This is a genomic window from Mesorhizobium sp. B2-3-12, from assembly GCF_006442205.1.
Taxonomy (GTDB): domain Bacteria; phylum Pseudomonadota; class Alphaproteobacteria; order Rhizobiales; family Rhizobiaceae; genus Mesorhizobium.
The window spans coordinates 547277-571458 of record NZ_VFVR01000003.1 but is presented as its reverse complement, the minus strand read 5'-3'; the positions used below and the strand labels follow the sequence as shown (position 1 = coordinate 571458).

Below are 24182 nucleotides of genomic sequence, written 5' to 3'. Positions count from 1 at the left end.
GCGCCAACGCTCAGAAGAACCGGCGTTGCAGCCGCAACAGCCCGGCCACGACCCCCGCTATCAGGGCATTCGATATCACGCCCACCGCTCCGCCCATCCAGGCGATGTCGCCGGATTGGCCAAGGATCACGAAGGGATAGCCGACGGCGATGATGACAATTGCCACGAGCAGCCCAAGCCAGCCCGCGCCCGGCCGTTTGACCCTGAGGCTTAGGAAATACGCTGCCCCGACGAGCAGTATCCTGAGCGGATCCAGTATCTGGGCAATGACAATAGCGGTCAGAAGCATGGCCGGGCACTAAGCTTCAAAGCCAAACCTTTCAAGTGCCCGGGCTTAAGGAATACGGCTCGGCCGGCCTGATGCCAACAGATCCTACCGCGAAAACCCGCGCAGCCGTGCCAGCAGCCACTGCAGCGGATTGTTGACGAATGCCTTGGTGACGAAGCTGTCGTGGGCGGCGTCCGAGGCGAGAAGGGCGACGGTGCCGGCTTCCAGCCGCCGCGGCTTATCGGCGCTTGCATCGATGCCCCTACCCGCCAGCAACTGCCTGATTTCGGCATTGCCAGCAGCCGAGGATTTGCCGTAGGCGCTGACGAAGAAGTTCTTCCTGTGATGCGCGATCCAATCGGCGAAGATATCAGCCTCGTCGAAGACGGCGTCGAGCAGGATGACGCCGAGCAGGCGCGTACCGACGTCGCCATTCTTGAGAATTGAGGCCGCCGGATTGTAGCCGCCGCTATAGGCAATCAGCACCACCGGCATGGCTTGGAATTTAGCGGCCTTGGCGCCGGTCAGCCTGGCAAGGCCTTGCGCCGCCTCGGCCATGAAGCCGGCAAAATAGCCCGGCGTCCAGAAATTGCCGGCGCTGGAATCCTGCGCGTCGCGGGCAAATTGCGGTGCCACCAGCACGGCGTTGAGGCCTGACGCCTCGACCTGCGCGACGACGCGCTGGCGGCCGACCACGTCGCGCTGCAAGGTCGCGCCATTGCCGTGGAAGAACACGATGATGACGGCAGGCTTGGCGGGATCGAAGCCTTTCGGCACAGCCAGCAAAGTGCCGCGGTCGGAATAGGTCTCGTCCTCCCAGTAGATGCCGCCGCGCGGCGAAGTGTGGCCGCGTCGGCCGTCCGCTCCGGTGACGTCGAGAAACGGCGCCGAACCGTCGGGCAGTCTGTCTCGATAGGGAAAGGGTGACGCCTTGAACGGCACGATGCTCGATATCGCCTTCTTCAACCCAGCGCCCTCGCTCGTGGCCGGAAATACCGCCGTGGCCAGCAGTCCGGCGACGATGGCGCGCCGGTCAGGCATGGGCGACCTGCCCGATGGGCATGGCCTTGGACGGCAAGAGCACGGCGAAGAACGCCGGTATGGCGACGAGATAGGCGATCGCTGCCCATTGCAGCACCGCGCTCAGCCCGAAACTGGTGGCGACGATCGGCACGGCGGCAGAGCCGATGACCGAGAAGCAGCCATTGATGCCCCAGGCCCAGACGAACAGATGCTCCTTGCCGAGCCGCGCCAGCCAGGTCATGGCGGTGGCCATCGGCATGCCCATCAGGAAGGCCGGCGGCGACACCAGCAGGAAGCACAGCAGCAGCCGCACCGCATAGGGATAGGCGCCGATCCAGTCGAGCACCGGCGACAGGTAGAAGCCGTAGGCCAAAAGCAGCACGCAGACCGCCAGCAGCACGAGAGGCAGCAGCGTCCTGGCACGGTCGAAGATACGCTCGGCGAACAGGCTGCCAAGGCCGGAAAACACCAGCATCGAGGAGATCAGCACCGAGGCCGAGACGGTTGGGTTGGCGAGCGCCACGGTGAAGCGGCTGATCAGCCCGACCTCGACCATGATGTAACCGAGGCCGAGGCAGGCGAAATAGAGGATGGTGCCGAGCTTGCCGCGCGAGCGCGAGAACACGATGCGCCAGCCGAAGAGGACCGGCAGCAGCACCAGCGACGCCGCCGTGACGCAGGCAATGCCGAGTGTCGCCCAGATCAGGAGATAGCCCCAGTCGTCCTGGAACAGGTCGAGCCGGTCGAGCGTGCGCAGCAGGTCGGCGACCTTCACATAGGCCGCGAAATAGGGCTGGTCGTTGCTCAGCGCACGCGCGTCGAAGACATAATCGCTCGCGAGCTTTTCCCAGCCGCCGGTCAGAAGCGCGTGCCATGTCATGCGCTGCAGTTCCGTCGCCGGCAGCACCTGCGGGCCGGCATTGCCGCCCGCATCCGCGCAGGCATCCAGTGTCGGATCGGCCGGCGCGGTCGGATCGCAGTCGGGATTTGCGGGCGCCGTTGCGTCGGCGGGCTGCGTCAGCGTCGCGTCCTGTCCGCTGCCGAAGATCGAGGCGCGGTAATCATCGAGTATCCTCTGCGCGCTCGAGCCGTCATAAACCATTCCTGGATAATAGACCTCCTCCCAGGACATCGATTTGGTGTAGTCGCGCAGCGTCTTGATTTCGGTTTCCGTGAAGCCGCCGCGCTTGAACAGCACGGTCGTCGTCGACAGATAGCTCGACACCGCGAAGATGTCGTTGGCGGCGCCTTGCGGATCGAATGTTTTGGCCGCCTCGGCGACGGTCGAATAGAGTTTCAGCACCGATTTCGGCGGATCTTCCTTGTTCCACAAGGTGATCGACAGCACGCCGCCATGGGCAAGCGCGTGCATGTAGCTCAGCATCGCCTCGCGCGTGTAGGCGTATTTCTCCGAAATGGCGAAGCCGCCGGGATTGGACAGGCCGACACTGTCGGCGAGGCTGAGGTCGATGACGTCGTAGCGCTCGGCCGTGTTGGCGAGGAACAGCCGCCCGTCATAGTCGATGACCTTGAGCCGTGGCTCGGCCAGTATATTGCCGGTGACATCCCTGAGCACGGGATCGCGAAACGCCCGCAACGTCATCGGATTGCTCTCGGCGACGGTCACCGAGGTCGAACCGGCGTTGAGCGCGGCTTGCGTGGAAATGCCGCCGCCGAACTGCACGACGAATGTCTTCGGCCTCTCCTTAATGACATAAGGATAGTGCATCGGCAGATAGCGGAAATAGACCTGCTCGGCCAGCGCCAGGTTGCGCATGATGCCTTCCGGCCCGTCGCCGTCGCGATACATGCCGACATAGGTGTTGGCCGGAACCTCGGGCATGCCGAAGGCGGCATTGTCGCTCAGACCCGGCGCGAAATGCATGTAGGAGCTGGCATAGACCTGCAGATCGCCAAACGGCGAGATGCTGCGGTAGATGAGCTTGCCGTCCGGGAAGTTGCGGGCATAGGCGACGCCCTTGTACTGCGAGACGGTGATGTCGGGTATGCCTGTCAGCCCAGGCAGCAAGAGGTAGCCTGAGATCGACAGCGCCGCGACGGCAACGCCGGCGACAACGCTCTTCCAGGCGCCGAAGGCGGCGAACCACAGCAGCGAACCGGCGGCCCACAAAAGCAGCGGCACGACGATGATGGTTTCGGGCGCGAACAGATAGAGCGACCCCAGCACGACGAGGCCGGCAAGACCCGAGCCGGTGAGATCGGCGAAATAGACGCGGCCGAAGGCGGTGCGGCTTTTCAGGAAGACGATGCCGAGGAAGAAGGCGCCGGCCAGGAACGGCAGGAGGTAAAGCAGGAAATTGGCCAGCAGCCGCCATTTCTGCGCGGGATCGGAAACCAGGAAGATGGCGTTGAACGGCACCGTCTGGGCGACGAGGTTGGCGCCGACAGCGAGCGGGCCGATCAAGAGCAGGGCCGCTGTCGCCGCCCCTTGCCAGTGGCGGTCGAACCAGCCCTTGCCGGCGAAGATGACGACGCTGGACAGGGAGAAGCCCAGCATGGCGAGGCTGACCACCAGCGAGCCGAAATGCGACCAGCTACCGACGGCGAACACGCGCATGACGGCGATCTGCAGCGCGATGATGGCGCCGGCGATCAGCCCGACCGCGAGATAATGCGGCCGACGTGGCGCCTCCAGCGAGGCGATGCCTGGTCGAGAGATCGATGCGACGGCTGCCATCCGGGCCCCTTGATGCGAATTCAGCAAAGCCGGTGCCGCGGCCCGGCAACTCAGCCGTTATGCGTGCCGACGATCTGGTCGCCTTCCAGCTTGGTGAAGGGCACGAACGGCACTACCTTGCCATTGTAGATGTCGGAGCGGACGATGTTGAACGTGCCGTCGGCAAGCTGCTGCTTGACCACCTTGAGCACATGCTGGGCGCCCGGCGGACCGACGGGGATGACCATCACCCCATTGGGCTTGAGCTGCTGCAGCAGCGATGGCGGAATGTGGTCGATGCCGCAGGTGACGATGATCTTGTCGAACGGACCGACGCTCTCCCAGCCATAATAGCCATCGGCATTGCGGCTGGTGACCGAGCCGAACTCGCTGTAGCCGCGCTCGATCAGCCCGTCATAGGTGCGCCGGGTGCGTTGCGCCAGCGGATTGATGATCTCGATCGTGTGCACCTTGTCGGTGAGGTTGGCCAGGTAGGCCGACTGATAGCCGGAGCCGGTGCCGATCTCGAGCACGGATTCGCCGAACTGCACGTCGATGGATGTCGTCATGCGCCCGACCAGATGCGGACCCGAAATCGTCACGCCATAGCCGATGTCGAGGAAGGCATGGTCATAGGCGCGCCCCAGATTCTGCGGCAGCACGAATTCTTCACGCGGCGTCAGCAGGAAAGCGCGCTTGTTGCGGTCGTCCAGGACGTCCTTGTTGTAGACCATGATCTGGAAGCGATCGAAGCGCTCGGCGAGCAACTTCGGATCCTCGCCGCGATTGGCCACCATCCAGTCGATGAACGACTTTTTGTCCTTGAACGGCACGTCCGCGTTGCGGTCGTAGGGAACCGGCACGGCAGCCTTGACGGCGGCCGGAAGAATGGAAAACGCCGCCGCACCCGCCGACAGCGCCAAGAAGTCCCGACGCTTCATGGACAAGTCTCCAAAAGTGGCCCTTGCCACCTTAAAACCAAGCACTTGACCGGATTGCACCGCCTCCCAAAACGAGTCAATCGGCCGGTGGGAGGCGATCCTCCAGGCCGAAAAAATGTGGCAGGACGGCAACAGTATTTGTGGGCGCCGATGGCGTTCGCGGAGGCTCGGTCGATGCAGGTTGGCGTCCCCCCGTTGCCGCGTAAAACGCCCGAAGCGCTTCTTTGCAAGGATTAGCAAAGGCTGTTTTGCTTGACTCGGCTGGCAAAAACAGGCAGCAAAACAGCCTTGGAAGGGCTGCAATACCGCGTGCATGGTCGTGGACGAGCCTTTTTCGGCACAAAGTCCACGTCTCTCGATTGGTTTTGAGAGGGATTGGTTAACCAACTTTGTCCATATTTTGAAGCAATCGGCAACTAACGACAGGCGCGGCAAACGCGTCGGGGACCACCTGGGATCACTCACAGAATGGTCGTCGCGGCTATCCCGGCCGCGGACGTGGGAGCCGATTGGAGCAAGATTGGTTGCATGGCGTTCTTGAGTCGTAAAATTGTCGGGGACAGGCGTTGCAGCGGCGAGACCGCCATCGAAGCGCCACGTGCCTCATCCTTCACCCCTGAACGGGTTGTCCGCTGGGTCGCCGTGCCGGGCGTCGGTGCCGCCGTCGGCCTATGGCTGATCGGCACCATGGCCGGCCTCAGTTCCGTCGGCGCCTCGCTCTCGGCGACGTCGGCCGGCCTGCCGCAGACGCTGTCCCTGCCCGGCTCGCTCGCTCTCGCCGATCCGTTGAAACAGCATTTCCTCAGCTCTTCGGCGCCTTTCGTGCTGGCCAACGCCCATGGTGGCGCGCAGGCGCTGCACGACCATGCCGTACAGTGCGGCGCCGACTGCTTCAAGCTGGCCGCGATAGCCCCCCAGGCGCAGAAATCCGCGCGGCTGGTGGCACGGGCCAAGCCGGCGCCCGTGGTGGCGAAGTCGAAATCGCAGCAGCGCTTCGAGCTCATGGAAGCGTCGCTGTCACCGACAAAGCTTGCCGCTGCCTTCGCCGGCGCCGAAAAGCCGGCGACCCCGGCCAACATCCGTCCCGTGATTTCCAGCGCCGCCCCACAAATCAACGAGGCGTCTCTCGTTCCCTCCGTCCAGGTGATGGCCAGCCTGTCCGACGACATGCCGGCTCCGGCGGCGGAACGCTTCGCCCGTGTCGATGCCGGCTCGGCGGTTGTCCAGACCGCGCCGGTACCACAGGGCTTTGCCCAGTCCGAGACACCTGACAACACGCAGCTGGCGCTGGCACTCGTGCAGTCGCTGCCGGTCGAGGACGAGGCCTTCGCCTCACCGCTGCCGATGACCGAATCCCCGGCCGACGTCGCGGTTGCGCCTGTCGAGACCCAGCAGCAACAGCCAGGCGATGCCGCCTCGCTGCCGGATGCGCTCACCGACGACGTGCCGCTGCCGACCCGCCGCCCGCAATTTGACGCGCCGCAGCCCACGGTCGTCGAACAGGACAAGCCCGCCGCACAACCCAGGATCGTGCAGCAGAAGCCCGCGCCCCAGGCAAAGCCGGTCCAGGTGGCCAGGCAGCCTGCCCGGCAAGGCCGGTCAGGCGAAAACGGCGACGTGCTGGCCTATGCCAAGCCGGATACCCCTGCGGGTGGCCTCGGCCAGGCGTTCAGGAACCTGTTCAACGGACCCAGCGCCGGAAGCGGCGCCGGCCATGGCGTGGCGGTCTACGATATCAGCGCAAAAACCGTCTACATGCCGGACGGCCAGCGGCTCGAGGCGCATTCCGGCCTCGGCGCCATGGTCGACCAGCCGCGCTATGTCCACGTGAAGGACCGTGGTCCGACGCCGCCCAACACCTACAATCTGTCGCTGCGCGAATCCCGCTTCCACGGCGTCGAGGCGATCCGCCTGACACCGACGAGCGGCGGCAACAAATACAACCGCAACGGCCTCCTCGCACATACCTACATGCTGCGCGGCGGCCGCGCCGAATCCAATGGCTGCGTCGTCTTCCGCGACTATGCCCGCTTCCTCGCCGCCTTCAAGAAGGGCAAGGTTACACGCCTCGTCGTGGTGGATCGCCTGAAGGGATCGGCGACCCGGGTCGCGTCGAATGGAAGCGGCGCTTGAGCTAAGGCGAGATCCTCCGCCACCTCCTGACAGCCTTCTGTCAGGAGCATGACGCGGCCGCCGGCCTGTCCGCATAGCGCCCTTTCCATTTTGGCTGAGAAATCCCATATTTGGGGCATGGCCAAATCCCCCGACAAGAAAACGCCGCCGACGGCGAATGACGACCGCGCCGCGCCGAAGCGGCGCAGCCCGCTGACCGATTTCCTCGACGCCTCGGAGCCGCTGCACAAGGGCGGCTTCGCCGAGATGCCGCAGGCCGAGCTTTCGGGCACGCCGCTGACCGGGTCGATCGCCGATTGGGCCGAGCAGATCGAGCAGGAAGCTGAGCGCGAAGGCCGCGCCACGGGCAAGGGCGGCGGCGCCAAGGCGCCGAAGAAGATTCCGGAACGCTCGGCCGCCCCGGGCCGCACCGCGCGCGGCACCTCGATGGGCGGCGCCGCGTCGGCCCGTGAACGCACGGCGGCCGGCCTCAATCCGGTCGCCGGGCTCGACATCTCGCTGGAAGAAGCCGAGACGATGTCGTCCAGTGGCGTCACCGCCACGGTGGCCGCGCTCTCGGCGCTGATCGAATCCGGCAATCCGCTGCACAAGGATGGCGTGCTGTGGACGCCGCACCGCCCCGCCCGGCCGGAGAAATCCGAAGGCGGCATCGCCATCAAGATGGTGTCGGACTTCGAACCGGCCGGCGACCAGCCGACCGCCATCAAGGATCTGGTCGAGGGCGTCGACAACAGCGACCGCACCCAGGTTCTGCTCGGCGTCACCGGCTCCGGCAAGACCTTCACCATGGCCAAGGTGATCGAGGAAACGCAGCGCCCCGCCTTGATCCTGGCCCCCAACAAGACACTGGCCGCACAGCTTTATTCCGAGTTCAAGAAATTCTTCCCCGACAATGCGGTGGAGTATTTCGTCTCCTATTACGACTATTACCAGCCGGAAGCCTACGTTCCGCGCACCGACACCTTCATCGAGAAGGAATCCTCGATCAACGAGCAGATCGACCGCATGCGCCATTCGGCGACGCGTTCGCTGCTCGAGCGCGACGACGTCATCATCGTCGCCTCGGTGTCCTGCATCTACGGTATCGGCTCGGTCGAAACCTATACGGCGATGACCTTCCAGATGCAGATCGGCGACCGGCTCGACCAGCGCGCTTTGCTCGCCGACCTCGTCGCCCAGCAATACAAGCGCCAGGACATCAATTTCGTGCGCGGCTCGTTTCGCGTGCGCGGCGATACGATCGAAATCTTTCCGGCTCACCTGGAAGACCGCGCCTGGCGCATCTCCATGTTCGGCGACGAGATCGAGGCGATCACCGAGTTCGACCCGCTGACCGGCCAGAAGACGGGCGAGCTGAAGAGCGTCAAGATCTACGCCAACTCGCACTATGTGACGCCGCGCCCGACGCTCAACCAAGCGATCAAATCGATCAAGGAAGAGTTGAAGCAGCGGCTGGTGGAACTGGAACACGCCGGCCGCCTGCTCGAAGCGCAGCGGCTGGAACAGCGCTGCCGCTTCGACCTCGAAATGCTGGAAGCGACCGGCTCCTGCGCCGGCATCGAGAACTATTCGCGCTACCTCACCGGCCGCCAGCCTGGCGATCCGCCGCCGACCCTGTTCGAGTACATTCCCGACAACGCGCTGGTCTTCATCGACGAAAGCCACGTCACCGTGCCGCAGATCGGCGGCATGTATCGCGGCGACTTCAGGCGCAAGGCGACGCTGGCCGAATATGGCTTCCGCTTGCCATCCTGCATGGACAACCGGCCGCTTCGCTTCGAGGAATGGGACGCCATGCGGCCGCTCTCGGTTGCCGTTTCGGCGACGCCAGGGGCCTGGGAGATGGAACAGGCCGGCGGCGTCTTCGCCGAGCAGGTCATCCGCCCGACCGGCCTGATCGATCCGCCGGTCGAGGTGCGCCCGGCGAAAAGTCAGGTCGACGATGTCGTCGGCGAAATCCGCGAAACCACGGCCGCCGGCTATCGCACGCTGGTCACCGTGCTGACCAAGCGCATGGCCGAGGACCTGACCGAGTACCTGCACGAGCAGGGCGTTCGCGTGCGCTACATGCACTCCGACATCGACACGCTGGAGCGCATCGAGATTTTGCGCGATTTGCGGCTTGGTGCTTTCGACGTGCTGGTCGGCATCAACCTGTTGCGCGAAGGCCTCGACATTCCCGAATGCGGTTTTGTTGCCATTCTCGACGCCGACAAGGAAGGCTTTTTGCGCTCCGAGACGTCGCTGATCCAGACGATCGGCCGCGCCGCCCGCAACGTCGACGGCAAGGTCATCCTCTACGCCGACCAGGTTACCGGCTCGATGGAGCGGGCGATGGCGGAGACCAACCGCCGCCGCGAAAAGCAGATGGAATGGAACGCCGCCAACGGCATCACACCGGAATCGGTCAAGTCGCGCATCTCCGATATTCTCGACTCGGTCTACGAAAAGGATCATGTCCGCGCCGACATCTCGCAGTTCACCGACAGCGCCGGCGCCATGATGGGCAACAATTTCAAGGCCCATCTCGACGCGCTGGAGAAGCAGATGCGCGACGCCGCCGCCAATCTCGACTTCGAGAAGGCAGCCCGCATCCGCGACGAGATCAAGCGGCTGCGCGAGATGGAACTGTCGATCTCCGACGATCCGCTGGCGAAGTATGCCGATATGGAAAGCCCGGCGTCGGGTCGCGAAAAAGGCAAGCACAACAAAGGGGTGGCCAAACATCGCACCGTCGAGGAACAAGAGCGGTTCCGCAAGCTCGACGAAGCACGCGCCGCCGAAGAGGCCGCCAAGGCTGCCCGCCCCAACCTCTTCCGCAAGCCCGACCTCGACGAGATGGGCGCCGACGGCGCCGTGCCGGTGAAGAAGCCGCTGTTCGCCAAGCCGTCGCTGGACGATATGGGGCCTGGTACCGACATGCCGACGCCATCGGGCGCGGTGTCGCGCTCGCTGTTCAAGAAGCAGTCGGCCGAACAGGCGCACGGTTCCGATTTCGGCATACCGGGCGACGCCACCAAGCCGCTGTTCAAGAAGAACTCGCTCGACGAAATGACAGTGCGGCGGACCGAGACGCCGATCGAAGGCGACAAGCCGGTCAAGCGCGAACGCGCCGGCATCGGCTCCTACGAGGACCCGGGCGATGCCCGCCGCGAAAAGCGCCGGCCGGGAAAGACAGGCAGACCGGGAAAGTAGCGCTCTTCCCTTCTCCCTTGTGGGAGAAGGTGGATTGGCGCGCAGCGCCGAGACGGTTGAGGGTGTTCCAGCGGAGTGAGACGTTGGCGTTCCCTGGAGCACCCCTCATCCGACCTCGCTTCGCGAGGCCCCCCGGGCGGGCCAACGGTCTCGCCCGCCCTTCGGGCCCCACAAGGGGAGAAGGGAAGCGCTCCGCCGTAGACCTTAATGTCCGCGGTCAAATCAGAACAGCCTCTGGACTATGCGCTCGCGCTTGCCGCCCGTTTGCGGAAACGATACGCACGGCTACAAGTCTGCGTCCGCACACAAACCTCCCACCGACCCGCCACCCCCATGAAACCCAAGGACATCGCCGCCTACGTCTTTCTGGCCGTCACCTGGGGCCTGTCCTTTCTTGTCCTGCTCGAGGTGGTGCACGCCTTCGGCTGGGTCGGCGCGGTCACCTTGCGCGCGCTGATCACCGGCATCACGCTCTTCCTGTTGGCGGCCGCGACGCGGCGGCGCCTGGATTTCAGCGCCGGCTGGCGGCATTTCGCGGTGGTCGGCGCGACGACCGTCGCGGCTCAGCTGATCGGCCTGTCCTACGCCACCCCGCGCATCGGCACGGCGATGGCCGCAATCCTGGTTGCCGCGATCCCGCTGTTCTCGATGATCCTTGGCCAGTTGTGGGGGCTTGAACGCATCTCTGTTCGCGGCCTCGCCGGATTGCTGCTCGGCGCTGCCGGCATCATCGTCCTGGTCGGCTTCCCCGCCGTTCCTGTCACCGCGTCCTTCGCGCTCGGCTGCGCCGCCTCGTTGTTCAGTTCCTTCTCGGCCGCCTTCGGCAGCAACTATGCCAATCGCCATCTGCGCGCGGCCGGCTCGCTGGAACTCACCAGCGCCGCCTTCCTGTTCGGCGGCCTGATGACGCTGCCGCTGCTGACCATCGTGCCGGTGCCGGCCATGCCGCGCCCCATCGACTTCCTCTACCTCGCAATATTGGCCTGCGTGATGAGCGCGATGACCTATGTCGTCTATTTCCGGCTGGTGGCCTCGATCGGCGCAACCCGGACGATCAGCGTCGAATTCGCCGTGACCACGATCGCCGTGCTGGCCGGAACGATCCTGCTTGGCGAGGAACTGACCATCATCCAGGGCTTCGGCGCGGTGGCAATCATCGGCGGCTGCATCCTGGTGCTGGACCCCTTCCCGCGCCGCGCGAAAGCGGCGGCCTTGCCATCAGCCCCGCCTTTGGTGTAGCCAGTCGTCACACTCGAACGTCTCGAAAGGAGGGCTCACGTGTTTACGTTTTTTCGTCACCATCGTCAGCGTGGCCCGATTTCTGCCCTGCGAGCTTGCTTGCAGGGCTGACCAGGGACGGTCCGGGTTTTTTCCCGCTTCGATTTTTTGGTCTGCCCTTCGTGGTGCGCAATCCTGAGCCTGATGGCCGGCACGCGCACCGTCAAAGTGCATTGAGCCGGACTTCCCGGACAGACCAGAGAAATCGAAAATGGCCCTGATCAGCCTCAAATCCCTTGGCGTCACCATGAGTGCGCCGCTCTTCTCCAATCTCGACCTCACCATCGGCGGCGGCGACCGGCTCGGCATCGTTGCCGCCAACGGCCGCGGCAAGTCGACCTTGCTGAAATGCCTGACCGGCGAGCTGGAGCCGACAACAGGCGACATCACCCGCACGCGCGGCTTGCGTGTCGGCCATGTCGAACAGTCCGTAGCCCCTGCCCTGTTCGGCCGTACTTTTTATGAGGTGGTGGCCGACGCCTTGCCGCCGGAACAGGCCGACAGCGAGACGTGGCGCGTCGACGTGGTGCTGGATTCGCTCGATGTGCCCGAGGCGATGCGCGAGCGGCGGATGCAGGCGCTGAGCGGCGGCTGGCAGCGGCTGGCGCTGATCGCCCGCGTCTGGGTCACCGATCCCGATGTGCTGCTGCTCGACGAGCCGACCAACCATCTCGACCTCGCCCGCATCAGCCAGTTGGAAACCTGGCTCAACGCGCTGCCACGCGAGGTGCCCGTCGTTATCGCCAGCCACGACCGGGCCTTCCTCGACGCAACCACCAACCGCACGCTGTTCCTGCGCCCGGAACAGTCGCCGGTGTTTTCGCTGCCCTACTCGCGTGCCAGGGATGCGCTGGACGAGGTCGACGCCTCGACCGAACGAAAATTCCAGCGCGACATGAAGGTGGCGCAGCAATTGCGGCGGCAGGCCGCCAAGCTCAACAATATCGGCATCAATTCCGGCAGCGACCTCCTGACGGTCAAGACCAAGCAGCTCAACCAGCGGGCGGAAAAGCTCGAAGAGGCCGCCAATCCCGCGCATCGTGAAAGATCGGCGGGGGCGATCAAACTCGCCAATCGCGGCACGCACGCCAAGGTGCTGATCACGCTCGACGACGCCACGGTGGAAACGCCCGACGGCACGCTGCTGTTTCGGACCGGCAAACGCCACATCTGCCAGGGCGATCGCATCGTGCTGCTCGGCCGCAACGGCGTCGGCAAGTCGCGCTTCGTCACCTTGATCCGCAACGCCATCCTCGAACCGGACACGGTGCGCAATGTGAAGGTGACGCCGTCGACCGTGCTCGGCTATAGCGACCAGGCGCTGTCCGGCATCAGCGGCGACGACACGCCGCTGGCCATGGTCTCGCGCCGCTACGATGTCGGCGAACAGCGCGCCCGCTCGCTGCTCGCCGGCGCCGGCGTGGTCATCGAGATGCAGGAGAAAAAGATCGGCGTGCTGTCGGGCGGCCAGAAGGCCCGGCTGATGATGCTGGCGCTGAGGCTCGCCAATCCCAACTTCTACCTGCTCGACGAGCCGACCAACCATCTCGACATAGACGGCCAGGAAGCACTGGAGGAGGAGTTGCTGAAGCACCAGGCAAGCTGCCTGCTCGCCTCGCACGATCGCTCCTTCATCCGCGCCATCGGCAACCGTTTCTGGCTGATCGAGAAGCGCAGGCTGACCGAGGTCGAGGATCCTGAGAGTTTCTTCCGCGAGGTGGCTGGAGCAGGTGGCTGAGCGGGGTGTTGTGGCAGGTCGATTCTTCGTATCATTGCATGAGACGTTCCCTTGACTCGCCGAACGTATCATGCGACGGTACGTCCTTCGGAGCCGACCGATGATACGCTCGTTCAGGGACAAGACCAGCGAAGCCGTTTCGAACGGCAAGGCTCCAAAGGGTTTCCCTTCGGACCTTGTCCGGTCAGCCCAACGGAAGCTGTACATGATCGACAATGCAGCCGAACTGTCGGACCTCAAGACGCCTCCCGGCAACAGGCTCGAGCCGTTGAAAGGCAACCGGACCGGTCAGCATTCGATCCGTATCAACGATCAGTTTCGCATCTGCTTTCGCTGGGTCGATGGGCAAGCAGAAGATGTTGAAATAACCGAGTACCATTGAAGGCAGGTCCCAAATGCTTGATATCAACCCGCCAGTCCATCCCGGAGAAATTCTCCGCGAAGAGTATCTCGTCCCGCTCGGTCTGAGGCCTTACACGCTTGCCAAAAAGCTGCATGTGCCGCGCACGCGCATCGAGCGCCTGGCCAGCGAGGCGACACCGGTAACACCAGACACTGCATTGCGCCTTGCGAAGTTCTTCGGAACCACACCGCAATTCTGGATGAACATGCAGGCAAGCTATGACCTCGCCGTCGAGGGGAAGGCCAAGAGAGCCGACCTTGAAACGATCGAGCGATTGGAGACCGCTGCCTGAAGTAAGCGCGTCGCGCCGATAACAAAGGCCGATCAAAAATTCCGGGCGATCTGTCGGATCGCCCGGACCTCTCCCGTCCTTGGGATGCCGACACGATGATGCCGGCGCCAACCCAGGGAGAAGCTACCATGTCCGTCCTGTCATCCATCGGCCGCATCGCAACCCGCTATGCCGCGGCGCGCGCCCGTCATCGCAGCGAACGCATCCTGCTGGCACTGCCAGCCGAGCTGCGCAAGGATATCGGCTTTCCGGAAATCTTCGATGCCCGCGACAGCCGTCGCGCCGCCACGTCCTCGGCCAAGGTCATATGACCATAGCCAGCCAGCCCATGCATCGACCTCCAAGACCGGCCGGTTGCCCGGAGATCCGGGCCAGGCGAAAAATTCTTCCGACCCTGTAGGATTGGCGTCACCTCGTCCGTCCTATGGTTGGCAAGGCCAAACCAAACGAGAAGAGGAACACGAGAATGACCGACCAGACCCCGCCCCGCCCCAAGGTTCTCGGTGGATTGACGCCCTATTTGCAGGTAGACGGCGCCATCAAGGCCGCCGAGTTCTACAAGAAGGCTTTCGCGGCCGAGGAAGTCTTTGCCTATCCGGCGGATGAAAAAGGCCGCACCATGCATATCCATCTCCATATCAACGGCTCGACGCTGATGCTGGGCGACGCCTATCCGGAACACGGCCATCCGCACCAGGCGGCGCAGGGCTATACGCTGCAGCTCCATCTCGGCAAGGATGATATCGATGCCTGGTGGAAGCGCGCCGTCGACGCCGGCTGCGAGATCGCCACGCCGCTGCAGGTGATGTTCTGGGGCGACCGCTGGGGTCAGGTGAAGGACCCCTTCGGCGTCGCCTGGGCGATGAACGCACCGACTGAATAAGTTTTAGCGGCCCGCCCTCGCCGAGGGACGCGGCCAACCGCGCCGGGTCGTATCCCCGCCGACCCGGCGCCCGTTTCAGCAAGGAGTTTCATCATGTCCTATGTAGACGGTTTCGTGCTTGCCGTGCCGAAGGCCAACCTCGATGATTACAAGAAGCTGGCCAATCTCGCGGGTCCGATCTGGATGGAGCACGGCGCGCTCTCCTATGTCGAATGCATCGGCGACGACGTGCCCTATGGCGAGGTCACCTCTTTCCCGCGTGCCGTTCAGGCAAAAGACGACGAGATCGTCGTCTTCGCCTGGGTGGTCTATGAATCGAGGCAAAGCCGCGATGCGGTGATGGCCAAGGTGATGGCCGATGAGCGTATCAAGATGGACTGGTCCGCCATGCCGTTCGACGGCAAGCGCATGATCTTCGGCGGCTTCCAGCCGTTCATCCAGCTTTGAGCAACTCGGCCTCAAGCTGGGTTGAGATTGAGGTCAGGCCGTCGAGAATGATGATTCCCGAGAATCGGAGCGGAGCGTACTTAAGGTACGTGAGCACCGGAAGCGCAGGGAACCACCGTTCGCAGGCCGGCCTCACCTCAATATCAGCCTAGCTTGTCCAGCAGCGGCTTCAGCCTGTCGCCATAGCGCTTCCACAGATCGACGGAGCCCTGGTACATGGGCTGGCGCACCTGCGCGGCGGACGCCGTGCGCACCGGCCTGTCGGTCTGGTGGAACGACAGCACGGCGTCGTCCCATGGCAGGCCGAGATAGTCGATCAGCGCCCGGCTCTGTCCGTCCTGGTCGGCGACGAAATCCTCGTAGCGCACATCGTGCACGACGCCGGGCAGCACCTTGTGCCAATGCGCCATGATGTCGGTGTAGAGATTGTGGAAATCGGCGAGTTCGCCCAGGTCATAGCCATAACGGTGGCTGTCGCCGCGGAAATGCACCTTGTAGATCGACAGGCACGTCGCCGCCGCATCGCGGGCGCAGTGGATGATCCTGGCCTTCGGCAGCATCATGTGGATGAAGCCGACGAGCAGGAAGTTGCCCGGCATCTTGTCGGTGACGTGGCGCATATGCGGATAGCGGGCATGCAGCATGTCGAGATAGGCCTGCCCCGCCTCGGCGAAATCCGTATCGTCCGTGTCGGCCACGCCCCAGGGGAAGCCGCCCGGCATGTTCGAGGGAAACTGCTTGCCGACCGCCGTCTTCAAGATGCCAAGCTCGCCCGCGCCATAGACCTGGGGGTGGCTGGCGATGATCTGCTCGACCAGCGTCGTACCCGAACGCGGCATGCCGACGACGAAGATCGGCGCGTCGTCGGTGATCGGGCTCGGCCTGTGCTTTTCGAAGAAGCCGGCATCGAACACTGCCTTCATCGCCTCGAATTCGGCGCGCGTCTTCACCGGATCATAGTCGATGCCCTTGCGCCGGATGGCATTGCCTTCGGCGAAATAGTCGAAGGCCTTGCCGTAATCCTTGAGATCGTCATTGGCCTTGCCGAGGCCAAACGAGAGCTGCATGCGTGCCAGGCTGTCCTGAGGGGCCTTGGCGTGCTGCGCCTCCATGCCGGCCAATTCGGCATCGCGCTCCTGCTGGCGCTTGACCTGCGTCAGCATCAGCCACGCGCGGGCCATGCCGGGCTGGATGGCCACCGCCTGCCGGAACAGGTCCGTCGCCTCGTCGAGCTTGCCCTTCTCCATCAGTCCGACGCCCAGCCCGTGCAGCAGGTCGGCATCCTTGGGGCGAATGGTCAGGGCCTCCTGGAAGGCGGCCAGCGCCTCGTCGAGGCGTCCGGCTTCCTGCAGGGTTTCGGCAAGCCCGATGCGGGCGCGCACGTGGAATGGATTGCGCTGCACCGTGCCGCGATAGATGTCCTCGGCCTCGTCGAACCGGCCGATCTGCTTCAGCGACGAGCCGAGATTGTCACGTGCCGCGAGCTGTTCCGGTCGCAGATCCACCGCGCCGCGGAAGAAATCGATGGCCGCCGCGACGCGGCCGAGATCGCGCATCACCGTGCCGAAATTGTTGAGGAAGTCGGGGTTCGTCGGCTGTAGATGAACCGACTGCTCCAGGAAATCCATCCCTTCTTCGCTGCGCCCGGTCTGGTGCAGCAGCAAACCCAGGAAATGCGCGGCGGCGGCGTGTTTGGGCTGACGCGCCAGCACCTGCCGGTAGATCGCCTCGGCCTCTTGCCGGCGTCCGGCCTGGTGCAGTTGCAGCGCCTGCTGCACATACTGGTCGAGGCCCAGCGGCGGCTGTCCTCCCGCGCCAGACTTGGCCGCGCCGGACTTGGCTCCCGCGCCCGCCGCTCTTCTCTGATCTCTGTTGATGGGACACCTGCCGTGTTTGTGTGCTTGCGGGACCTAAGCCATGCCGCGCGGAGATTCAAGGTGCGAGGCTGGCCGAAGGGCCGAGGGGCCCCATCGCCGCCGCGCAACCGCAAGCGCCTCGCGACGTTGAGCCTGCACCCCCAGATGCAGGAGTTCCGCAATGTCCCTTACCGCCTTTGCCCTCAACTGTTCGCTGAAAGCTTCCGGCGACAAGGAAAAATCCTCCACCGATAAGATCGTCGCCGATCTGCTCGCGGCGCTCAAACCGCATGGCGTGAAGGGCGAGGTCGTTCGTGCGCTCGATCATGACATCAAGCCCGGCGTGCTCTCTGACATGGGCAAGGGCGACGATTGGCCTGAGTTGCGCAAAAAGATCGTCGCTGCCGATATCTTCATCCTCGGTCTGCCGATCTGGTTGGGCCAGCCGTCGAGCGTCGCCAAGCGCGTCATGGAGCGGATGGACGCCTTTCTGGACGAAACCGACAACAAGGGCCGCATGCCGGCCGCCGGCAAGGTCGCGCTGGTGGCGATCGTCGGCAACGAGGACGGCGCGCATCACTGCCACGCGGAATGCTTCCAGGCGCTCAACGACGTCGGCTTCACCATCCCCGCCAATGGCGGCGTCTACTGGGTCGGTGAAGCCATGGGCGACGTCAATTATGTCGATCTGCCGAAGACCCCCGACAAGGTCGCCCAAGCCATCGAAATGGCGGCTTCAAACGCCGCCCATCTGGCCGGCCTGCTCAAGACCAAAGCCTATGTTGGAGTGGAAGAATAACTGCAATTTCAGTTTCTCCGACAAGGGAGAAGGTAAGCTCTCAGCACGGCCCGTCGCCGACGATGCGATAGTCCGATGCACGGGCCTCGCAGGCGTTGGGGAAGGTGCGCATGTCGCCATGCCGGCGGCCGCACACCGGCGCGTATTCGCGGGTGCAGAAGGTCTGCTCGCCGCCACCGCCGCCGCCACCGCCATCGCCGCCATCGCGGCAGGGACCGTCCCGCACGATGCGGTAACCGGCGCGGTCGGCCAGACAGGAATTGGCGAAGGTCTGGCGATCGCCGCCGCGCCGGGCGCAGACTGGTTCGTACTGCTTGGTGCAGAATTGCGGTTCAGGGCGCGGCGGACGCGGGCGCGGCCCCGGTCCCTCATCGACGACGACCGTACAGGCGGCAAGAATTGCCGACAGGAACAGGATGGTAAAACCCTGCCGTGAAAAGATTGCCGCAAGAAACCTCATGATCGTCTCTCCCTCGATCCCCGCCCAGGTGCGTACCGCCCAAGACCGCCGGCGGTTCGCTGAAAATGATATCGATCAAAACAAGACTTAAATCAGTCACCCTTGGCGCGATCCTCGCCATTCCACTGCCAATTGCAACCCCTGTTCGCGGCTACTGTGGGAGAACGACGCCCGGACCGGTAGCCCCCGCCGCGCGCCGCCGCCAATCATCGCTTCTGGCCCATGCATGACCGGGGCTGTGGGCCGATGACCCCTCGGGCAACGAAGCCTATTTGCGGCCGGTCGACGCTTTGATCGGTCGATTTTTGCGTCGGGATGCGCCTGTGGCGGCGGCCCGCGGCGCTATCTTGCAACCTTCACGTTTCCGTGCGATAAATTCTGTGTTCGGGCATTTGCGACCCGGAGAGCGGAACGTTTTGGACGACCTTTCCCCGATACTGTGAATCTCTGACGGCCCCGTTTTTCGGCGGGGGGTTTGACCATGCGCCAATGCATGACTGCCGAAAGCAACCACCAGGAACTGCCCTCGACGCCAGGTGGCGGGCAGGACCACCAAGACTGAACGGGTGAAGGAGTTTCCCCAATGGCCCAGACCGGCACCGTTAAATTCTTCAATGCGACCAAAGGCTTCGGTTTCATCACGCCCGACGGCGGCGCCAAGGACGTGTTCGTCCATATTTCGGCGATAGAGGCCTCGGGCCTGCGCACGCTCGTCGACGGCCAGAAGGTCACCTTCGACGTCGAGCCGGACCGCATGGGCAAGGGCCCGAAGGCGGTCAACCTGCGCGCGGCCTGAGCGATCGGCGCGCCGCGCATCCCAGGCGGATGGGCGAACGAGAAGCTTGACCAGCACCTTGGCGGGCGGACGGATTTTTGAAAGGCGCGGCGGTTTTCGTCGCGCCTTTTTCATGTCCGTGGTGCAGCATGACCTCGTCTCATCTGGAAGTTCATCCCGGTCCGGCCCAATGACACGCGTCATAACAAGCACTTAAAGCGCGACCTGCTTTAAGTGCCCGAAAAACTTTCACTTGCCGATGACGCTAAAATAAAGGACAAATTTCCACTCGGGCATTTGCCGGCCCGAGACTGGAGTTTATGGGATCAAAGGAGCTTCCCATGCCGCAGACCGGCACCGTCAAATTCTTCAACCATGCCAAGGGCTTCGGCTTCATCACACCGGATGATGGCGCGAAGGATGTCTTCGTGCATATTTCAGCCGTGCAGGCGTCGGGTCTTCCCGGTCTTGAAGATGGGCAGAAAGTGACATTCGACACGGAGCCGGACAAACGCGGCAAGGGACCCAAGGCCGTCAACCTGTCGGTCGGCTAAGCCGGCTTCGGACCGATGCCGGCCCCGGCAGAGTGGGATCCGCGCCCAGCGCGCGGGTTGGATGCCGTGAAACAGGGCGTGCGGCCAAATTTTTGTTCAGCCCCCGTTCAGCCACGGTCTCATATTAGTCATTCGTAAAGCCGGACCGCATCCCCTGCAAACTGCACGGTCCGTACGAAGGAGACCAAGATGAACCGTATTTTCAAGACAGCCGTGCTGTCCGCCGCCGTGGTCGCCACCACGCTCGCGACCTTTTCGGCGGCCAATGCCGATGACTGGCGCCGTTGGCATCATCATGGCCACGGCCATGGAAATGGAGATGCTGTCGCGGCCGGCGTTCTGGGCCTGGCAGCCGGAGCGTTGATCGGTGGCGCATTGGCCAATGACCGGCCGCCGCCCGATGCCGACCGTTATTACGATGACGGCTATTACGATCGTGACGTGCGGATACGCCCCGCCCCGGTCCGCCGCTACTACGCCGAGCCGCAGGTGGTCTACGCCGACCGCTACGCCGAACCGTGGACGCGTGGCTGGTACGAGTACTGCTCGGACCGCTACCGCACCTTCAATTCCCGCACCGGCACCTTCACCGGCAATGACGGCGAACAGCATTTCTGCACTGCCAATTGAGGCTTCCCTGCCCCAAACAAAAAGCGCTGGCTGAAAGGCCGGCGCTTTTTTCATCAGCCCGTCGGGCTTTCGAGCCCACGGGCGGTCCAGATCCAATTCAGGTCAAAAACGGATTGGTCCGCCGTTCCTCGCCAAAACGCCCGCCCGGGCCATGGCCGCAGATAAAGCCGATGTCGTCGCCAAGCGGCAACAGCTTGTCCTTGATCGAGGCGATGAGGGCCGCATGGTCGCCGCCCGGCAGGTCGGTACGGCCGACCGAGCCGCGAAACAGGACGTCGCCGACATGGGCGAACTTGGCGGCACGGTTGTAATAGACGACATGGCCGGGCGCGTGGCCGGGACAATGCAGCACCTCGAACACATGGGCACCGAACGACACGGTCTCGCCTTCGGCGAGGAACCGGTCGGGCACGCAATTGCGCACGCCGTCGATGCCGTAGCGCCTGCCCTGGTTCTCCAGATTGTCGAGCAGCATCTTGTCGGCTTCATGCGGGCCGATGATCTCGATGCCAAGTGCCTCCTTCAACTCCATGGCGCCGCCGGCATGGTCGATATGGCCGTGCGTGATCCAGATTGCCTCGGCCGTGATCGCATTGTCCTTCAACACCGCCAGCACCTTGTCGATGTCGCCGCCCGGATCGACGACCACGCCGCGCTTGTCGTCCATGTCGAACAGGATGGTGCAGTTCTGCTGGAACGGTGTGACCGGCACGATGCCGGCGTTGAGCTGACCCATGATCGTCCTTTCGCTGTGTCAGCGTTCATGTAGAGGCATCGGTCAAGACCGTCCACAGCCGGAAGGCCAAACAGTGCGTGTCAAAAGGAAATGGGCGGCCGAAGCCGCCCATTCTGCGAAGCCCGAGATCGGCAGGCTTATTTCTTCATGGCGCCCATGACCGCGCCGATAATGCCGGTCAGGATCGCGCCACCGCCGGCGCCACCGACGATGTTCTGCAGGTTGAGCGCGCTGCCGAGACCGCTCGTCGCAGCGGCAGCCGCCGCCGGATCCACCGCGCCGCCGCCGAGCAGGCTGCCCAGGATCGCCGCGCCGCCGACGCCGCCAATGGCTCCGCCCAGGATTTTGGGAAGCTGCCCCAGCGCCGCCGTCTTGATCGCCGCGCCGACCGCCTGACCACCGATAATGCCTGTAATGATCTGAATGATGATCGGAAGAAGCGTGTTCATGTCCATATGATTAGTCCCTCCATAGCTGCCAGCCTCCCGGGCCGACAACCATCATGAGACGCCGAATTGGATGAAAGTCAAATGCAGAAACGCTGAAATAAAAAGGGCGGCCCTAAAACCGCCCCTGCTTGCGTGAAAAGCTGTGACTTTCGTTATTCTGCGGCGATCGCATGCTTCGGTTGAACGGCCACAGAATAGTCGTTCATGAGATTCTTGGCGATCTCGCCGACCTCGAATCGGTAAGGCCCGATCTCCGAGACCGGCGTTACTTCCGCCGCGGTCCCTGTCAGGAAGCACTGTTCGAATCCTTCCAGTTCTTCCGGCATGATGGCGCGTTCGATGATCTCCAGGCCGCGATCCCTGGCCAGGCCAATGACCGTGCGGCGGGTGATGCCGTCGAGGAAGCAGTCGGGCTTGGGCGTGTGGATCTTGCCGTCCTTGACGAAGAAGATGTTGGCGCCCGTTGCTTCCGCGACTTGCCCCCGCCAGTCGAGCATCATGGCATCGGCATAACCCTTGGCCTCGGCGGCATGCTTGGACATGGTGCAGATCATGTAGAGGCCGGCGGCCTTCGACCGCGACGGCGCGGTGCGCGGGTCGGGCCGACGCCATTCCGCAACATCGAGACGGATGCCCTTCAGCTTCTGTGCCGGGTCGAAATAGCTCGGCCACTGCCAGATGGCGATGGCGACGTTGATGCGGTTGTTTTGCGCCGAAACGCCCATCTGCTCGCTGCCGCGCCAGGCGATCGGCCTGACATAGGCGTCCTGGAAGCCCTGCTTCTTCAGGAGCGTGGTCGAGGCGCCGTTGAGCTCGGCGACCGAATAGGGAATCTTGAAGCCGAGCAGGCGCGCCGATTCATGCAGGCGCTCGGTATGCTCGTTGAGCTTGAAGATCTCGCCGCCATAGGCGCGCTCGCCCTCGAAGACCGCGCTTGCGTAATGCAGGCCGTGGGTCAGCACATGGATCTTGGCGTCACCCCACGCGACGAACTCGCCATTCATCCAGATGAAGCCGTCCAGTTGATCGAAGGGAACGGATGCCATTGTAACCTCCCGCGGATCTCGGTCCGCCTATCCTTGGTGTCGTTGCGTGTTCTTTTTTGGCCGCGCCATGTGATTGGAGACGCCGGCCGGTGTCTCGAAGCGTAAGCGGATAATCGCGCCCTGGCAAACTCAGGAAGTTCCGGAAAAACCGGCCTGTCTTGCCTTTTCGTTCGCAATCCGCCCAAAAGCTTGTCAAAAATTACCATTGCGGGGAAATTACGTCAATAGTACTGACATAATCTCCCGTTCCCATGGAGAAATGATGCCGGATAAAAGCCCAGCCGCCGGAAAACCGATCAGGACCGCGATCACCACCGAGGACGGCATCGACTTCGCCATCATCGAACTCTTCTTTTTCGCCTATCGCGACTTCACCTCCGATCCCGATCAGATCCTGGCCGATTACGGCTTCGGCCGCGCCCATCACCGGGTGCTGCATTTCGTCAACCGCCGGCCGGGCCTGACCGTCGCCGAACTGCTCGACGTGCTGAAGATCACCAAGCAGAGCCTGGCGCGCGTGCTCAAGCAATTGATCGACACCGATCACGTCGTCCAGTTGCAGGGTCCGCGCGACCGCCGCCAGCGCGAACTCTATCCGACGGCCAAGGGCCGTGCGCTGGCGCTGGCCCTGGCGCGGCCACAGTCGCGCCGCATCCATGCTGCATTGAAAGATTCCGGCGCCACCGAACGGACCTTGGTGGAACGCTTCCTCGAAGCGATGGTCAATCCGGAACTGAGAGCTCAGATCGACGTTGGGTCCGCAAAACTGTCGGGGAAAAGCCATGGAGAGCAATGAGAGGGTCGACCAGGCGGCCGCACCGGACGACGACGCACCGCATCTGCTCGTGGTCGACGACGACACCCGCATCCGCAATCTTCTCAAGCAGTATCTGACCGAAAACGGCTTTCGCGTCACCGTCGCCGGCAATGCCGGCGAGGCCCGCCGCAAGCTCGCCGGCCTCGACTTCGACCTGCTCGTGCTCGATGTCATGATGCCGGGCGAAACCGGTGTCGACCTGACCAAGTCGCTGCGCGCCGAAAAGAACGTGCCGATCCTGATGCTGACGGCCCTGTCGGAAACCGATAGCCGCATTTCCGGGCTCGAGGCTGGCGCCGACGATTATTTGCCAAAGCCCTTCGACCCGCGCGAGCTGATCCTGCGCATCAACAATATCCTGCGCCGTGGCGGCCCGGCGGCGACGCCCAAGGTCGAACAGCTGGTCTTCGGTCCCTACACCTTCCAGATCGCCAGGCGCGAACTGAAGCGCGGCGGCGAAGCGCTGAAACTGACCGACCGCGAACAGGAGATCCTGGCGATCTTCGCCGCGCGTGCCGGCGAAACCATTCCCCGCCACGAACTGGTCGGCGACGATTCGGAAGTCGGCGAGCGCACCATCGACGTCCAGATCAACCGGCTGCGCCGCAAGATCGAGCGCGATCCATCCAATCCGGTCTGGTTGCAGACCGTGCGCGGTATTGGGTATCGGCTCAGCGTGGAATAGAATACCGGCGGCGGTCCAAGCGCATGATCCTGAAAAACGGGAACCGGTTTTCTCGGACAGACAAACGGTTTCCGTCCAGGGATCATGCTCCAATACC

24 protein-coding genes are annotated in these 24182 nt (G+C 63.6%); 15 read left to right on the top strand and 9 right to left on the bottom strand.

From position 1 onward, the window contains the following. Positions 1-10: 10 nt before the first annotated feature. The 4 genes from FJ948_RS13025 to FJ948_RS13010 form a co-directional block, all read right to left on the bottom strand. Positions 11-289, bottom strand: coding sequence for a hypothetical protein (locus tag FJ948_RS13025; RefSeq protein WP_140704880.1), 279 nt, complete (start codon positions 287-289; stop codon positions 11-13). An 84-nt stretch (positions 290-373) separates the two neighbouring features. Continuing rightward, positions 374-1309 (bottom strand): hypothetical protein, encoded by a 936-nt coding sequence (locus tag FJ948_RS13020; RefSeq protein ID WP_140704878.1) that lies wholly within the window; start codon positions 1307-1309, stop codon positions 374-376. Continuing rightward, positions 1302-3989 (bottom strand): hypothetical protein, encoded by a 2688-nt coding sequence (locus FJ948_RS13015; RefSeq protein ID WP_140704876.1) that lies wholly within the window; start codon positions 3987-3989, stop codon positions 1302-1304. The genes FJ948_RS13020 and FJ948_RS13015 overlap by 8 nt, the downstream gene beginning before the upstream one ends. Before the next feature lie 50 nt (positions 3990-4039). Continuing rightward, the gene (locus tag FJ948_RS13010; protein ID WP_140704874.1) at positions 4040-4909 is read right to left on the bottom strand and encodes a protein-L-isoaspartate O-methyltransferase; all 870 of its coding nucleotides are present in this window, start codon (positions 4907-4909) and stop codon (positions 4040-4042) included. A gap of 528 nt (positions 4910-5437) precedes the next feature. On the opposite strand from FJ948_RS13010, the gene FJ948_RS13005 reads away from it, so the two are divergent. The 9 genes from FJ948_RS13005 (at position 5438) to FJ948_RS12965 (ending at position 15278) form a co-directional block, all read left to right on the top strand. Continuing rightward, a complete protein-coding gene (locus FJ948_RS13005; protein WP_140704872.1) occupies positions 5438-7042 on the top strand; it encodes a DUF2778 domain-containing protein in 1605 nt (534 codons plus the stop codon). A 117-nt stretch (positions 7043-7159) separates the two neighbouring features. Beyond that, a complete protein-coding gene (gene uvrB / locus FJ948_RS13000) occupies positions 7160-10237 on the top strand; it encodes an excinuclease ABC subunit UvrB (RefSeq protein ID WP_140704870.1) in 3078 nt (1025 codons plus the stop codon). 333 nt (positions 10238-10570) lie between these two features. Then, positions 10571-11476 (top strand): DMT family transporter, encoded by a 906-nt coding sequence (locus FJ948_RS12995; RefSeq protein WP_140704869.1) that lies wholly within the window; start codon positions 10571-10573, stop codon positions 11474-11476. 250 nt (positions 11477-11726) lie between these two features. After that, a complete protein-coding gene (locus FJ948_RS12990) occupies positions 11727-13253 on the top strand; it encodes an ABC-F family ATP-binding cassette domain-containing protein (RefSeq protein ID WP_140704867.1) in 1527 nt (508 codons plus the stop codon). Between the two features lie 100 nt (positions 13254-13353). Next, the gene (locus FJ948_RS12985; RefSeq protein WP_140704865.1) at positions 13354-13635 is read left to right on the top strand and encodes a type II toxin-antitoxin system RelE/ParE family toxin; all 282 of its coding nucleotides are present in this window, start codon (positions 13354-13356) and stop codon (positions 13633-13635) included. Positions 13636-13648: 13 nt separating this feature from the next. Continuing rightward, positions 13649-13948, top strand: a complete 300-nt coding sequence (locus FJ948_RS12980; RefSeq protein WP_140704863.1) for a HigA family addiction module antitoxin — start codon at positions 13649-13651, stop codon at positions 13946-13948. A 128-nt stretch (positions 13949-14076) separates the two neighbouring features. Beyond that, complete coding sequence (locus FJ948_RS12975; protein ID WP_140704861.1) at positions 14077-14259, top strand: hypothetical protein; 183 nt, start codon at positions 14077-14079, stop codon at positions 14257-14259. Positions 14260-14414: 155 nt separating this feature from the next. After that, positions 14415-14831, top strand: a complete 417-nt coding sequence (locus tag FJ948_RS12970; protein WP_140704859.1) for a glyoxalase/bleomycin resistance/extradiol dioxygenase family protein — start codon at positions 14415-14417, stop codon at positions 14829-14831. Between the two features lie 93 nt (positions 14832-14924). Beyond that, positions 14925-15278 carry a DUF1428 family protein gene (locus FJ948_RS12965; protein ID WP_140704857.1) on the top strand — a complete coding sequence of 118 codons (354 nt, stop codon included), beginning with the start codon at positions 14925-14927 and terminating at the stop codon, positions 15276-15278. A gap of 143 nt (positions 15279-15421) precedes the next feature. Here FJ948_RS12965 and FJ948_RS12960 read toward each other — a convergent pair whose 3' ends face one another. Continuing rightward, positions 15422-17056, bottom strand: coding sequence for a sulfotransferase (locus FJ948_RS12960; protein WP_140704855.1), 1635 nt, complete (start codon positions 17054-17056; stop codon positions 15422-15424). A 259-nt stretch (positions 17057-17315) separates the two neighbouring features. Here FJ948_RS12960 and FJ948_RS12955 point away from each other — a divergent pair, with 259 nt between their 5' ends. Next, complete coding sequence (locus FJ948_RS12955) at positions 17316-17933, top strand: NAD(P)H-dependent oxidoreductase (RefSeq protein ID WP_140704853.1); 618 nt, start codon at positions 17316-17318, stop codon at positions 17931-17933. A gap of 40 nt (positions 17934-17973) precedes the next feature. Here the strand turns inward: FJ948_RS12955 and FJ948_RS12950 are convergent, their stop codons facing one another. Beyond that, on the bottom strand, positions 17974-18393 hold the full coding sequence (locus tag FJ948_RS12950) for a Kazal-type serine protease inhibitor domain-containing protein (RefSeq protein WP_140704851.1): 420 nt from the start codon (positions 18391-18393) through the stop codon (positions 17974-17976). Positions 18394-18976: 583 nt separating this feature from the next. Here FJ948_RS12950 and FJ948_RS12945 point away from each other — a divergent pair. The 3 genes from FJ948_RS12945 (at position 18977) to FJ948_RS12935 (ending at position 20352) form a co-directional block, all read left to right on the top strand. Further along, the gene (locus tag FJ948_RS12945; RefSeq protein WP_006202520.1) at positions 18977-19189 is read left to right on the top strand and encodes a cold-shock protein; all 213 of its coding nucleotides are present in this window, start codon (positions 18977-18979) and stop codon (positions 19187-19189) included. A 320-nt stretch (positions 19190-19509) separates the two neighbouring features. Then, the gene (locus FJ948_RS12940; RefSeq protein WP_008877668.1) at positions 19510-19722 is read left to right on the top strand and encodes a cold-shock protein; all 213 of its coding nucleotides are present in this window, start codon (positions 19510-19512) and stop codon (positions 19720-19722) included. 189 nt (positions 19723-19911) lie between these two features. Continuing rightward, complete coding sequence (locus tag FJ948_RS12935) at positions 19912-20352, top strand: BA14K family protein (protein WP_140704849.1); 441 nt, start codon at positions 19912-19914, stop codon at positions 20350-20352. Between the two features lie 97 nt (positions 20353-20449). Here FJ948_RS12935 and FJ948_RS12930 read toward each other — a convergent pair whose 3' ends face one another. From FJ948_RS12930 to FJ948_RS12920, 3 genes are all read right to left on the bottom strand, one after another. Continuing rightward, complete coding sequence (locus FJ948_RS12930) at positions 20450-21088, bottom strand: MBL fold metallo-hydrolase (protein ID WP_140704847.1); 639 nt, start codon at positions 21086-21088, stop codon at positions 20450-20452. A gap of 137 nt (positions 21089-21225) precedes the next feature. Next, entirely contained in the window at positions 21226-21543 is a 318-nt protein-coding gene (locus tag FJ948_RS12925) for a hypothetical protein (RefSeq protein WP_140704845.1), read from the bottom strand. Between the two features lie 146 nt (positions 21544-21689). Then, on the bottom strand, positions 21690-22583 hold the full coding sequence (locus tag FJ948_RS12920; protein WP_140704844.1) for a branched-chain amino acid aminotransferase: 894 nt from the start codon (positions 22581-22583) through the stop codon (positions 21690-21692). Positions 22584-22845: 262 nt separating this feature from the next. Here FJ948_RS12920 and FJ948_RS12915 point away from each other — a divergent pair, with 262 nt between their 5' ends. Both FJ948_RS12915 and FJ948_RS12910 read left to right on the top strand, forming a co-directional pair. Continuing rightward, the gene (locus FJ948_RS12915; RefSeq protein WP_181173648.1) at positions 22846-23379 is read left to right on the top strand and encodes a MarR family transcriptional regulator; all 534 of its coding nucleotides are present in this window, start codon (positions 22846-22848) and stop codon (positions 23377-23379) included. Further along, positions 23366-24085 carry a response regulator transcription factor gene (locus tag FJ948_RS12910; protein WP_140704842.1) on the top strand — a complete coding sequence of 240 codons (720 nt, stop codon included), beginning with the start codon at positions 23366-23368 and terminating at the stop codon, positions 24083-24085. The genes FJ948_RS12915 and FJ948_RS12910 overlap by 14 nt, the downstream gene beginning before the upstream one ends. Positions 24086-24182 lie beyond the last annotated feature (97 nt).

What these genes read in the sequence shown, in the direction of transcription:
- FJ948_RS12935 (WP_140704849.1), top strand. Translation starts at nt 19,912, where the DNA reads ATGAACCGTATTTTCAAGACAGCCGTGCTGTCCGCCGCCGTGGTCGCC.
- FJ948_RS12950 (WP_140704851.1), bottom strand. Translation starts at nt 18,393, where the DNA reads ATGAGGTTTCTTGCGGCAATCTTTTCACGGCAGGGTTTTACCATCCTG.
- FJ948_RS12980 (WP_140704863.1), top strand. Translation starts at nt 13,649, where the DNA reads ATGCTTGATATCAACCCGCCAGTCCATCCCGGAGAAATTCTCCGCGAA.
- FJ948_RS12955 (WP_140704853.1), top strand. Translation starts at nt 17,316, where the DNA reads ATGTCCCTTACCGCCTTTGCCCTCAACTGTTCGCTGAAAGCTTCCGGC.
- FJ948_RS12925 (WP_140704845.1), bottom strand. Translation starts at nt 21,543, where the DNA reads ATGGACATGAACACGCTTCTTCCGATCATCATTCAGATCATTACAGGC.
- FJ948_RS12990 (WP_140704867.1), top strand. Translation starts at nt 11,727, where the DNA reads ATGGCCCTGATCAGCCTCAAATCCCTTGGCGTCACCATGAGTGCGCCG.
- FJ948_RS12945 (WP_006202520.1), top strand. Translation starts at nt 18,977, where the DNA reads ATGGCCCAGACCGGCACCGTTAAATTCTTCAATGCGACCAAAGGCTTC.
- FJ948_RS12975 (WP_140704861.1), top strand. Translation starts at nt 14,077, where the DNA reads ATGTCCGTCCTGTCATCCATCGGCCGCATCGCAACCCGCTATGCCGCG.
- FJ948_RS13015 (WP_140704876.1), bottom strand. Translation starts at nt 3,989, where the DNA reads ATGGCAGCCGTCGCATCGATCTCTCGACCAGGCATCGCCTCGCTGGAG.
- FJ948_RS12915 (WP_181173648.1), top strand. Translation starts at nt 22,846, where the DNA reads ATGCCGGATAAAAGCCCAGCCGCCGGAAAACCGATCAGGACCGCGATC.
- FJ948_RS12965 (WP_140704857.1), top strand. Translation starts at nt 14,925, where the DNA reads ATGTCCTATGTAGACGGTTTCGTGCTTGCCGTGCCGAAGGCCAACCTC.
- FJ948_RS13020 (WP_140704878.1), bottom strand. Translation starts at nt 1,309, where the DNA reads ATGCCTGACCGGCGCGCCATCGTCGCCGGACTGCTGGCCACGGCGGTA.
- FJ948_RS12985 (WP_140704865.1), top strand. Translation starts at nt 13,354, where the DNA reads ATGATACGCTCGTTCAGGGACAAGACCAGCGAAGCCGTTTCGAACGGC.
- FJ948_RS13010 (WP_140704874.1), bottom strand. Translation starts at nt 4,909, where the DNA reads ATGAAGCGTCGGGACTTCTTGGCGCTGTCGGCGGGTGCGGCGGCGTTT.
- FJ948_RS12920 (WP_140704844.1), bottom strand. Translation starts at nt 22,583, where the DNA reads ATGGCATCCGTTCCCTTCGATCAACTGGACGGCTTCATCTGGATGAAT.
- FJ948_RS13025 (WP_140704880.1), bottom strand. Translation starts at nt 289, where the DNA reads ATGCTTCTGACCGCTATTGTCATTGCCCAGATACTGGATCCGCTCAGG.
- FJ948_RS12995 (WP_140704869.1), top strand. Translation starts at nt 10,571, where the DNA reads ATGAAACCCAAGGACATCGCCGCCTACGTCTTTCTGGCCGTCACCTGG.
- FJ948_RS13005 (WP_140704872.1), top strand. Translation starts at nt 5,438, where the DNA reads ATGGCGTTCTTGAGTCGTAAAATTGTCGGGGACAGGCGTTGCAGCGGC.
- uvrB (WP_140704870.1), top strand. Translation starts at nt 7,160, where the DNA reads ATGGCCAAATCCCCCGACAAGAAAACGCCGCCGACGGCGAATGACGAC.
- FJ948_RS12970 (WP_140704859.1), top strand. Translation starts at nt 14,415, where the DNA reads ATGACCGACCAGACCCCGCCCCGCCCCAAGGTTCTCGGTGGATTGACG.
- FJ948_RS12930 (WP_140704847.1), bottom strand. Translation starts at nt 21,088, where the DNA reads ATGGGTCAGCTCAACGCCGGCATCGTGCCGGTCACACCGTTCCAGCAG.
- FJ948_RS12910 (WP_140704842.1), top strand. Translation starts at nt 23,366, where the DNA reads ATGGAGAGCAATGAGAGGGTCGACCAGGCGGCCGCACCGGACGACGAC.
- FJ948_RS12940 (WP_008877668.1), top strand. Translation starts at nt 19,510, where the DNA reads ATGCCGCAGACCGGCACCGTCAAATTCTTCAACCATGCCAAGGGCTTC.